This is a genomic window from Cerasicoccus arenae (assembly GCF_014651635.1).
Taxonomy (GTDB): Bacteria; Verrucomicrobiota; Verrucomicrobiia; order Opitutales; family Cerasicoccaceae; genus Cerasicoccus; species Cerasicoccus arenae.
The window spans coordinates 220056-230465 of sequence record NZ_BMXG01000001.1 but is presented as its reverse complement, the minus strand read 5'-3'; the positions used below and the strand labels follow the sequence as shown (position 1 = coordinate 230465).

Here is a 10410-nt window from a genome sequence, read left to right as displayed (position 1 = left end):
TCTGCGCTGATTTTTCTAGCCCCCCCTCCGACCTGAGGGGGGGGGGGGGGGGCTTGCAGGATGGATCGAGATTTCAATGAACAGAAATACGAGCAACGTCCCGCTGGGGCGGGGTTGAATGTCGTATGCGGAGATAGACGTGCTTTACGCCTGTTGATTCAAATAGAGGCAGGCTCTAAGGAGGTGCTTTATGCAGCATGACAGGAAATGAGGTTGGGGTGAGATTTAGCCGGAAATCGGCGTAACTAAATGAAGATTTCAGTATGCTTTATTGCTCAATGAATGCAATAGAATTGGTGAAAATAAATGCATTAATATTTTCCTGCAATAAATGGTATTCTAGCCTGAGAATCAATTACTTACGGAATTATTAATGAGACTGGAAAATCAAATTACCATTCGGCAAAAAAATCCAACACAAGGAGGCATTGTTAGTCGTTTTCATGCCGGTACGGACTTTCGTCCGTTGATCCAACTAACGAGGTTATATATAGATGAACAACAATGCTCATTTTCCGTCGATGACTTTGAATCAGCGAAATCTCAGACGCATCATTTGCTTTTTTTTCTGTGCTCTAAGTAAGCTGACGGCGCAGTTCTATCTGCCCAATGACGTCGATTACGGCTCGCCGAGCGACTACGGTTTGGCCTTCGATGAGGTTCATTTTACCAGCGCTGATGGAACTTCGCTGTATGCTTGGCATGTAAAAGCAAAGGGCGAGAAGCGTGGCATGATTATCCACTTTCACGGTAATGCGGCTAATATTTCAGCCAATGTTTTTAGCGTTTCATGGCTGGCCGAACAGGGCTTCGATTTGTTTATGTTCGACTATCGCGGCTACGGGAAATCTGAAGGCGCGCCGACGCAAGAGGGCGTTTTTCAGGACTGTAAAGCCGCGCTCGCCGAGGCAACTCGTCTCAATGGCGGTGTGGGCAATCTAATACTCTATGGCCAAAGCCTGGGAGCTGCGAATGCCATTGCACTAGCGGGCGAGTTAAAGGGAAATGGCTTTGTGGGCGTCATCGCCGAGGCTCCGTTTTATTCTTACACGAGCATCGCCAAGACCAAGGTGAACGCGATCGCCGGGGCACTGGTCGAGGCCATGATATCAGATGAGCACAGCCCATATTTTGTCGTGGCTGATATCGCGCCCACACCGTTGCTCATCACTCATGGTAAGGCAGATCGCGTGATTCCCTACACACACAGTAAACGTCTTTTCGCTGAGGCCGGGCAGCCTAAGGAACTCTGGTTAGTCGAGGATGCTGGGCATATGCATTTTTTCACCGAGGAGCGCGCCGCCTGGCGTGAGCAACTCGTCGCTGTGATGGGCGAGTGGTTGGCTCAGCCTCCGAGTAGTCGCGACAATTCGCGGTAGTCAACTTTGCCACGCAAAGTAACGGGCAGTTCGGGTAATGACTTGACGCGCAGGCGACCGCGCCAAGCGCCGAAATTCGCCTGCAATGCGGTGAGTGTCGTGCTGGACTCCGTCGGGCCGATAATGGCAACGAGTAGGCGATCGCTCGCGGTTTCATGAACCACGGCTGCCCGCTCCACGCCGTCCACTGCAATGGCGACTTTTTCCAATGCGGCGAGATCGATGCGCTTACCTGCGCATTTGACGATGCGGTCCACGCGCCCATGGATGACTACGCCGCCGTTGTCGAGGAAGCTTACTTTGTCATGCAAAGTAATTATCGCCCGTCCGTCCTTGCCTGCCTCACGTTCGAAACTGCTGACGGCTGCCGAACGCACGCAGAGGCGTCCATCATTGGTGGCGGAGAGTTCTACGTTGTCCATCGCTGCGCCGACGGCGTTGCCCGTCAGCCCGCATTGGCCCGTGTGATCATAGGCAATACCGCCGCATTCGCTGGCACCATAGAAATTATGCAGAGATAGGCCGCAGGCATTGCGGAAACGCTGTGCGAGCGTGGGCGTGAGCGGTGCGGCAGCAGTGATGCAGAGCCTTAGCTTGCCGAGTGACAGCTCATCCGTGCGCGTGAGCGCTTCAAAAACCGTGGGCACGCTCGGGAAGACAGTTGCGCCACTGCGGGTGATTTCGTCGGCAATAATACGAGGCAGAGGAGCGCTACCAACGACGAGCGGAATGCCGCTGGCCAGCAGCGGGATCACCAAATTTCCGAGCGCGTAGGAGTGCGCGAAAGGCAGCAGTGCGTAGTTTAGATCACTTGGCCCAATGCCCATTGTGGACTGGATGTTGTCGCCATCGGCGCAGAGTTCGGCTTCGGTAAAGGGGATTGCGGTCGGCTCACCACTGGTGCCCGAAGTCAGCTTGACTAAGGCAAGGTCGGTTGGCCATTTGCGGGATTGTGAAAATCGTTCGAAGTGCTCGCTACTTTGCAACGCAAAGCAACTGAGCTTTTGGGCGAGCTTCTTGCTGTCTTCAATCGAGGTCGCGGCATCGACTGGGATAATGATCGCCCCCGCTCGGCGCAGCGCCAGGAACTTCGCCAGCCAGTCTGCGCCGTTGGGCTGGCAGAGGATCACTGCTTGCTGAAGCAGTTGATCCGTAGGGATTTTTTGCGCCCATTCGCCCGCGCGCGCATCTAGCTCGCTGCGTGTCCATTGGCTGCGGTTGTCGATAACCGCAAGTGCATCGGGTTGCGCGGCGACGAGTTTATCCCAGCGGCTGATCAGCACGTCACTCATCGGGCGAGGATGGTTAACTGACCTTCAGCGAGGCAGGTGTCGCCCGCGCGTAATTCACCGTTAAAAAGGAAGATGCCCATGTCGCTTGCGGCCTCAATCGTGGCATGGATGGTCAGCAATTGAGCTGTGGGCAAATGCAAGGTAGACAAGGTCCAGCGCGAAGACTTGATCAAGCGCCCTTCGCGAAAGCCTTGGTCGCGGTAGTGTTGACCAATGAGCGCGGCGCAAGCCTGAGCAACGATTTCCAGCGACCAGGCGGAGGACACGCCGGTGCCATTGTCATCCAGCGCACCGGGTTGGAGGGTCGTTTCCGCATGCACACAATCCGCCGACAATTCGAGAATTCGGTCGATCAAGATCATCGGCGGCTCATGCGGAATGAGCTCGGAAATGGGTGGAATCGCGTGATTCATCAGGCCTTATTTTCAGTGAGTTTTTTGGGCTGAGGCAAGCATAGGAGCTCGGCCGCTAGCCACGCGAAGAAGACCGATGCAGCGACCACTTGGCCGAGCTGCGCGACGGCGGGCATCGAGCAGAAGGACAGGATGAGGAACGCGCAAAAAGTCGTTGCTGCCGAAATGCGAATCGATGCCGGAGGCTCGCGTGACGTCGCTGCAAAGGCACCGTAGTCCAGCGCCAGACAAAACGCGAGGATGGCACCGATCACTGCGAGCAAACCAAGCGGATTGCCCAAAGAAATTGTCGTGGCGATGCCAAGCGTGACCGACCAAACGGGCACGGCCATCGCCATCACGCCGCGTCGTCGGAACAGTGCGAACACGCAGAGCGCAATGCCAAGTAAGCCCCACTGCGCACTGCGGGCAATGCCCTCGCGGGCATGCTTGAGCGCGCGATTGAGCGATTTCTGCTGGGCCAATTCTTGAGTGAAGCTCTTCAGGCTCGCCGGAATTTCTGCGTTGGGTGGTGCCTCAAAAACGGCGACCCATACGCTGCCATCCGTCATCAACAGAGCTTGAAGCGGGCCGTGCAGTTGGGCGACGAGTTCGTTGAAAGCAGTGGTCAGCTTTTTCGCGGAGTTCCATTCTGCCACGGAGTTCAGTTTGTCGAAGAATGGCGCGAAGGCATCGGCGTCGAAACCTTGGTCTTCCAATTGCGTACGGAGTGCGGCGGCGAAGTCATTACTTTGCGATGCAAAGTTCTTCCACTCCAGCGTGTTGTCTTCGGGCAAATGTAGACCGGTTAGCTGGATTTTTTCACGGATGTCGTGCAGGCGCTTGATGAGCTCTACTGGAGAACTGGCGAAGACATACCAGCGCTCGTTCACGTCGCGATGATGAATGCTGTCGGCGAGATCGCGGTAGCGAGTAAGGCTTTCTGTAATGGGTGCCTGGAAGTCCTGAATGTCGTCGACAAAGGGCGGGCTTTGCAGGAGCGTTATAGCGGCCATTAGCCAAGCAAGGCCCGCGACTGGCAGCCAGATGTATTTGCGTAGCATGGGGCCGGGCCGCTCGATGAATGTACGCAGCCGATAGGCACCAGCAATGGGCTCCAGCCATGGTAGCAGGTAACGCACAGCCAGCAAGGCACCGACTAGCCCTGTAGGCACCATGATGCCGACTTGCTTGAGCGCCGCCATCGGAGAGAGCAGTAAGAAGAGAAATCCGAAGCAGGTGGACACGCAGCTCGTCGTTAATGGCAGGCGGACAATCGGCCAAGCTTCGCGCAGATTACCGTTGCCACGTTTGGCGGCGAGATGGACTGCGTAGTCAACTGATAGCCCGAGCACGACAGAAGACACGGCTAGCGCGACGACATGGATATGGCCGAAAACAAGGAGCCCGGAAGCCGTGCACCACAGGCCAGCCACGAGCACGGGGGCAATCGTGAGCAATAGAAATCCGGGGCGTCCGGCGAGCACGAGCAGCAACAGCAAGATCGCGCCGACCATTTCAATATTTAGCCACGTGACTTCATCTTGCGTTTGTTGTTCGCTGGCGTGCGCCAAGTCATACACGCCGCTGGCGAGTTGCGAGTAGCCAGGGAAGCGCGCGCTCATTTGCGTTTCGATGGCCGCGAGTGCATCGTAAATCGCTTGCTGGCCTTGCGGGGTGAGCGGATCGACCGCGAGCGGAATCCAGGCGATCAGCGCGGTGTCATCCACTTCAGGCGCAGGGGGAAGTTGGGCAAGCGCGGTTGGCAGGAGGAGGAGCGGGTCGGCGGGAATGTCGTCGGCATAGGCCATGCTTTCCGGGCGATCGAGAAAGGCGTTGAGCTGCTGCGCCGCGTCGGTCGCGAGCCAGCTAATGAAGTCTGGCTGAGGAAAATTGCTTGCCGCAAATTCGTCGTGTTTGGCGTTCAGCCAATTGCTGGCGAACAGCGCTTCTCGGTTGTCCTTGAGCACGCCAAGCAGGGCGCTCTGGTAGCGGTTGTCGCCGAGAATGAAGGGGGAGCGAAAAGCAGGTTGGGCAGACGCTTCCAAGAATGCATCCGTGAGTTGGCTGCGAGTGGTGCCCGGCGCAGATGCCTTGAAAATGACGGGGTAAGATAGGCGTTGGCTGAGCATTTGGCGGGCCGCTTGAGCCTCCACCGATTCCTCGGAGTCGGGGAGCAACTCAAGGATGTTGTTGTTCAGCGTCTCGGTCCAGTTGACGGTCAGCAGGAAAATTATCGGCGCGATGAGCAGGCCCAGCAAGGCGAGCCACGGCGTGCGCGGTCGGGTAATTGGCGGCTTCATCACTCGGCAAAGGGGAGGGCGGCGGTATCGCCAGTCAACCACGTTAACGCGCCAAATTCGTATCGTCGAATGGCTTGGTTGCGCTGATTGACGGTTACGGTTTGGACACGGCCGTCGGCAAAAGTCACGTCGATGTATTTAATTTCTTTGCGGATGGATTCGAGGGTAGGCGTCAGGCGTAGGCCGTCATCAATGGGCTCATTGGTCCAGTCCGCGCGGAGGCGGCCGAGGTCGCCTCGAAGCAGGTCACTAACCACGCGGGCATCGGCCCCATCGGTGGGCAGTGGACGCAGTTGGCCGTCACCGTCATCAAGTAAAATGGCGTCGCCCTGAATGACGAGCCGGAAGGCATGCGGACTTTCGTAGCAGATGGCCAGTTCGCCGTTTGGCGCACGAAACATGTTGCCGGCGTAGCGTTTGGGAAACTTGCGAAATGGAAAATTGCGCTCTTCAGTGAAGGCGAGTTGGGCGGTCTGGTCCTTGTCTGGCCAAGCGAGAGCGTCGGCGTATCGCACAAGGGCGTCGGGCTCGGCGTTTAGGGCGCTTACCCACAGAAAAATCAGCCCGAGGAGGAATCCTCCGTGGCTTGGCGGCGAAAACGGCGACTTAGCTGGACAACGCGAAAACATCGAAGCAAGAAAGCTGGCAGAAGCCGCCCATGCAGGCAAACCATTGTCACGTTGTCACGCAGATAGTGAAAATGGCTTACGCCCCCCTCGTCACGCGGCACGTAACGCACGGCAGCGCGGCGCTTGATCGGGCGCACGCCAGCCCAAAAGAGGCGGACTGCGGCCTCGGGGTCGAAGTCGTAGCGCCGTCCTGAGTCCGTCCTTGCGAAGGCGCGACGAAGCGGTTCAACGGGGTAAATACGAAACCCAAAAAGCGGGTCGGCAATGCCCCCCCAGAGCGTTTCGAGCTGAGTCAGAGCAATGCTCAGTTGACGCCCAGCGAGACGAATCCAGGGCGCATCAGGGCCGAAGTCAGGTTGCCCCATGATCGTGGCTTCAGGCTGAGCAATCGAGGCCGCCATGAAGTCCGCCACGCGGTCGGCGGGGTGCTGACCATCAGCGTCCATGAGGAGCATATGAGTGAAGCCTGCGCGAATCGCTTCATCCGCTGCCCAGAGCGCGGTGGCACCTTTGCCACGGTTCTCCCGGCTAACAAAGACCGTCAGCCCGGGCCAGCGGTCGGGGTTGGCTAAAAACGTTTCGTGCGCGTCATCAGTGGAGCCGTCGATGAAGAGCCAGACAGGCTGCCAGACGGCGATAGCTTCGGCGATGGTCCGCTCAAGAATCCGCCCAGTGTTGTAGGATGGGATAACGAGGATATGGGTGGACGATTCAACCATGGGGGATGAGAGTCAGCTGCGCATAGTGACCATCGGCGTCAGTGATTTCGCCTTTTAGGCCACGGTGGGCGGGGGCCACGGTGATGGTCACTTCGCGACCGGGAGTGAGCTCGCGCAGGAGCTTGAACTGGCGGATTTTCCAGCCCCCTGTAGTAGGGAATTGCTCGGCGGCAAGCTCCAGAATCCACTTAGCTTGCACCGCTGCCGGGACGATGGGGTGGCCGGGGAAATGTCCCTCACAGAAGCCATTGATGATGTCTATTTGGAGGCGTTTGCTCGCTGAATCTGCCATGTTGCAAAATCGCTTTTGGTAAGGTGTTTACGGTAGAATGATTCTATCCGTTCGCAAAATTGAACTGCCTTTTCGCCGTCCTCAACCTGAAAAACCGGCCCCGGCGTGAAGGTGTATTCGAAAGGCGTGGCGTAGCGCCGAAGCAAGCCGCCGCCTTTGCCCAGCAGTCCACAGGAGTTGCGAATGATTAGGGTGCGGACGGGGACTCCGGCGCGCCGGGCGACCAACGCGAATCCCGCCTTGAAGTCATTGAGCGGTGGAGCTTCGGTGCGCGTGCCTTCGGGGAAAACGAGGATTGGCAGACCGCGCGCCAGCACCTCGTCCATCGCATGGAGAAGGTCCAGACCTTCGTCGTTGGCGATAAAGCCATTTTCCCGAATGACTCCGCAAAAGAACGGGCTGCGGCGGAGACTGGATTTAAACACGCAAACAACGTCTTGAAGCTCGGTCAGAAGGAATAGAGCGTCGAGTAATCCGGTGTGGTTGGCTACAATGAGGGACGGTCCACTGGGGATTGCCTCACGGACGCCGCGAAAGCGCACCCGACCCACGCCGCCAATCTGAATTGCGGCAATGAAGGTTTTGAGCAGGGCAATCATGATCCGGCGAGACCAGCGTTGCCGACGTTTGCTAGCGGGCAGCCATTGTGTCAGCAGGCAAAGCAAATTATAACTCAGTGCGCCGACACCGAAAAACGCCACGAGACCGAGATAGATCAGGTAGCGTCCTAGCGGGGTTTCTTCACGGCTCGCTGACATGTCGCATTGGTGTCCGCAGTCCAGACGGGGTTCAACGGTAAAAAATTAAACCACTGAAAAGGATGTGCGCGAAGGAGATTTTCCAGCCAGGTCAAAACGGCTTGGAAGTGCTTATGGGAGCTTAATTGATCGGTGTTGCGATTGCCCGTAGGGCGATAAAGAGGGCTGGCGTAGACAGCAAAGTCGTCACGCGCCTTACCTCGGGGTAGGGCTACGAAAAACTGCACGGGTCGATGGTAAAGCGCGGCCAGCCGGTAGATCGTCACTGGAAAAGCGCGCGTGGCACCGAGGAATTCAAAGCCTTCGGTCTTGGAGGCATGGGCGACTCGGTCACACTGCATGGCCAGCGTTTTGCCCGCCTCCAATGCGTCGCGCAGGGCAAAGACAATGTCAGCTTCCTGATTGACCCAGATGACTTCGACCATATCGCCTGATTGCGCAAGGAGTCGCTCGATATCAGAGGAGTTTGCCACGCGCTCGCGGATCATTGAAACACGTCGGCCGGTCGTTCGGACGTGAAATCCGAGTAGGTCGGAAGCGCCCACGTGAAACGTGCCGAGTAGGATAGGTTCATCGGAGTAGACGATTGCGCCGGTTTGTTTATTCGCCTCGTCAGCCCATTCAACCTTGGTGTCGACCCGTTGTCCGGCACGGAGCTTGGCGAGCAGGGAATGCGTGATGGCGTCGAAATGGCGGAGGCGGTCAGCGAGAGGGGGGGGGGACCCGAGCAGAGCTTGAAGGTATTCGCGGGAGGCTTGTCGCTGTTTGTGCATGCCCAGATAGGCCACGCTTGAGCCAATGAAGACTAGGGCGTCGCGGAGGGGGGGGAGCAAATGTGCGTCGAGCCAGTCGATGACACGATAGCCCCAGCTTGGACCTGGGTTTCTGGGGGTGTCTACGACCATTGCAATCGGATCACGCCACGCTCGGGCAACGTGAAAGCGAGCGGTTTGCGGGCGTCGAGGAGGGGGATGGCGTCCTCGGTGGAGAGCGGCGAGGGGGGGGGGGTATTGGGCTCGAAAGTCAGTTCGCCGATGGTGTTTTGCGGGGCAGTGCTTAGCCGCAGGTAGAAGCCATAGGTTGTTTGGGAGCCAAGTTGGTGGTCGGCAGCCCAATTTGTATGTTCTTCACCACCAATAAGATGCATGGTGTCGACCGGAGAAATGAGCGCGGTGAGCAGTGCTTCGCCCAATAGGTTCTCGGCACCGATCAGGGGAATTAGCTGACGGGCGGGCTGTTGGCGGGCGACGTTTACAAGGTCAATCGGGCCGGGTTGGATGGAATTTTGAAAATGCAGCGGGCTGGGGTTGGGAAAGCTGCGGAGGTATTGCTCCAGGCTGATCGAGCCGCCGTAGGAAGAGGCAAAAATCCATTCGTCGTCGGGGGAGGCGGGAGCATCTTTGGTTAAATCGCCGAGGATGAGTGAGAGGCTGGTGAGCCGCCGCGCCGCCAGCGGGCTGAAGTTTTTGCGCAGCAGTTTGCGCTCGTCCTCGGTTAGTTCGCGGACGGGTAGGCGGGACGAAGCGTGTGTGATGTAGCGCTTATTCACGGAGCAAAAGGTGGCCGGCGTGTGCGCCGCCGAAGGCGCTGCTGAGCAGGATGACGCCGGTGAAATCGTTTAGGGCGAATGGTTTGGCAGTAACGTTGTCCGCGCAAAATGGAGCCTGTGAACCGATGGTCCCCGGGGCTTGATTTTTTTCGATCGCGATGCGGGCAATGGCCAGCTCGACGAGGCCACAGGAGCCCAGTGTGTGACCGAGTGAGCCCTTCCAGGAGACCAGTGGTGCGCCAGGCAGCGCACGAGCGACGGCTTCGGCTTCGAGGCACCCGGCCTCCAAGGTGCCCGTGCCGTGGCCTTTGACCCAGATGCGGTGTCCGGTGGCGGCTTTGGCCAGCGGCGCAATGACAGCATCGAAGCCTGAGCCGGTCGGGTGATTACCCGTCATGTGGTGAAACTCAGAATGCGTGGTGGCGGCGGCGAGCCGATAGGGCGTTGGTTGGCGGCTCAGGACGGCGAAACCGGCACCATCGCCCAAGCCAATAGAGCCCGTTTTCCGCGCCGCGTAGGGCTGGGGGAAGTCGGCGTTGAGGATCTTCAGAGAATGGAAACCACCGACCACGAAATGGCTCAGATAGTCGAAGGAGAACACCAGCGCCTCGTCGGCCAAGTCGTTTTCGAGCAGGCGAGTGGCGTGGATCAGGCCGAGCTGCGCTGAGACGCAGGCGTTGGACAGAATGATCCGATTGGCCCCCCAGCCAAGTGACTCGGCAATAGCCTCCACTGCGCTGACAGCGGTTGCGCGTGTGCTGCATTCTACGGCTTCGGGGTCTTGGTGGAAGGCGAGCATCTGATCGATGCCAAAATTGCTGCTGGTGACGACGATCGGATAACGTGCGCTGCCCCAAGGGCGCTTTGGGGACTCTGCCAGCAGTTCGAGACTGGCTGCGAGCCAGCGGGGAGGGGAAACCTCTGCTAGTGGGCCGGTGAGGGCCAAGGGCACGCGGTCATCCGAGCCGGAGAGCGGCGGGGTGGGGGCCAAAGCGATTTGTCCGTCAATCAGGGACTGCCAGCTATCTTGGGCGTTTCCGAGCGCAGTGCGGCAGTCGCAGGCGTGTAGGAAAACGTCAGGGCGGGGGTTCATAGAA

The 10410-nt window shown here is 58.2% G+C and carries 11 protein-coding genes; 1 reads left to right on the top strand and 10 read right to left on the bottom strand.

Features of this window, described 5'->3' with window-relative positions:
• Positions 1-494 precede the first annotated feature (494 nt).
• Complete coding sequence (locus IE065_RS01035; protein ID WP_189510951.1) at positions 495-1379, top strand: alpha/beta hydrolase; 885 nt, start codon at positions 495-497, stop codon at positions 1377-1379.
• Here the strand turns inward: IE065_RS01035 and IE065_RS01030 are convergent.
• The 10 genes from IE065_RS01030 to IE065_RS00985 are packed head-to-tail and all read right to left on the bottom strand — an operon-like array spanning position 1346 to position 10406.
• Positions 1346-2671 carry a class I adenylate-forming enzyme family protein gene (locus IE065_RS01030; protein ID WP_189510949.1) on the bottom strand — a complete coding sequence of 442 codons (1326 nt, stop codon included), beginning with the start codon at positions 2669-2671 and terminating at the stop codon, positions 1346-1348. The genes IE065_RS01035 and IE065_RS01030 overlap by 34 nt on opposite strands.
• Positions 2668-3084 (bottom strand): hotdog family protein, encoded by a 417-nt coding sequence (locus IE065_RS01025; protein WP_189510948.1) that lies wholly within the window; start codon positions 3082-3084, stop codon positions 2668-2670. The genes IE065_RS01030 and IE065_RS01025 overlap by 4 nt, the downstream gene beginning before the upstream one ends.
• Entirely contained in the window at positions 3084-5366 is a 2283-nt protein-coding gene (locus IE065_RS01020) for an MMPL family transporter (RefSeq protein ID WP_189510947.1), read from the bottom strand. Before IE065_RS01020 ends, IE065_RS01025 begins: the two co-directional genes overlap by 1 nt.
• Complete coding sequence (locus IE065_RS01015) at positions 5366-5881, bottom strand: hypothetical protein (protein ID WP_189510946.1); 516 nt, start codon at positions 5879-5881, stop codon at positions 5366-5368. Before IE065_RS01015 ends, IE065_RS01020 begins: the two co-directional genes overlap by 1 nt.
• A gap of 44 nt (positions 5882-5925) precedes the next feature.
• Entirely contained in the window at positions 5926-6714 is a 789-nt protein-coding gene (locus tag IE065_RS01010; protein WP_189510945.1) for a glycosyltransferase family 2 protein, read from the bottom strand.
• The gene (locus IE065_RS01005; protein ID WP_189510944.1) at positions 6707-7006 is read right to left on the bottom strand and encodes an ApeI family dehydratase; all 300 of its coding nucleotides are present in this window, start codon (positions 7004-7006) and stop codon (positions 6707-6709) included. Before IE065_RS01005 ends, IE065_RS01010 begins: the two co-directional genes overlap by 8 nt.
• Positions 6973-7764, bottom strand: a complete 792-nt coding sequence (locus tag IE065_RS01000) for a lysophospholipid acyltransferase family protein (RefSeq protein ID WP_189510943.1) — start codon at positions 7762-7764, stop codon at positions 6973-6975. The genes IE065_RS01005 and IE065_RS01000 overlap by 34 nt, the downstream gene beginning before the upstream one ends.
• On the bottom strand, positions 7734-8669 hold the full coding sequence (locus IE065_RS00995) for a hypothetical protein (protein ID WP_189510942.1): 936 nt from the start codon (positions 8667-8669) through the stop codon (positions 7734-7736). The genes IE065_RS01000 and IE065_RS00995 overlap by 31 nt, the downstream gene beginning before the upstream one ends.
• Entirely contained in the window at positions 8660-9313 is a 654-nt protein-coding gene (locus IE065_RS00990; protein ID WP_189510940.1) for a hypothetical protein, read from the bottom strand. The genes IE065_RS00995 and IE065_RS00990 overlap by 10 nt, the downstream gene beginning before the upstream one ends.
• A complete protein-coding gene (locus tag IE065_RS00985; RefSeq protein ID WP_189510938.1) occupies positions 9306-10406 on the bottom strand; it encodes a beta-ketoacyl-[acyl-carrier-protein] synthase family protein in 1101 nt (366 codons plus the stop codon). Before IE065_RS00985 ends, IE065_RS00990 begins: the two co-directional genes overlap by 8 nt.
• Positions 10407-10410: the final 4 nt, after the last annotated feature.

Bases quoted from the DNA above. Each gene is read 5' to 3' on its own strand.
- IE065_RS01035 (WP_189510951.1), top strand. From the start codon at position 495: ATGAACAACAATGCTCATTTTCCGTCGATGACTTTGAATCAGCGAAAT.
- IE065_RS01025 (WP_189510948.1), bottom strand. From the start codon at position 3,084: ATGAATCACGCGATTCCACCCATTTCCGAGCTCATTCCGCATGAGCCG.
- IE065_RS01020 (WP_189510947.1), bottom strand. From the start codon at position 5,366: ATGAAGCCGCCAATTACCCGACCGCGCACGCCGTGGCTCGCCTTGCTG.
- IE065_RS00995 (WP_189510942.1), bottom strand. From the start codon at position 8,669: ATGGTCGTAGACACCCCCAGAAACCCAGGTCCAAGCTGGGGCTATCGT.
- IE065_RS01005 (WP_189510944.1), bottom strand. From the start codon at position 7,006: ATGGCAGATTCAGCGAGCAAACGCCTCCAAATAGACATCATCAATGGC.
- IE065_RS01030 (WP_189510949.1), bottom strand. From the start codon at position 2,671: ATGAGTGACGTGCTGATCAGCCGCTGGGATAAACTCGTCGCCGCGCAA.
- IE065_RS00985 (WP_189510938.1), bottom strand. From the start codon at position 10,406: ATGAACCCCCGCCCTGACGTTTTCCTACACGCCTGCGACTGCCGCACT.
- IE065_RS01000 (WP_189510943.1), bottom strand. From the start codon at position 7,764: ATGTCAGCGAGCCGTGAAGAAACCCCGCTAGGACGCTACCTGATCTAT.
- IE065_RS01010 (WP_189510945.1), bottom strand. From the start codon at position 6,714: ATGGTTGAATCGTCCACCCATATCCTCGTTATCCCATCCTACAACACT.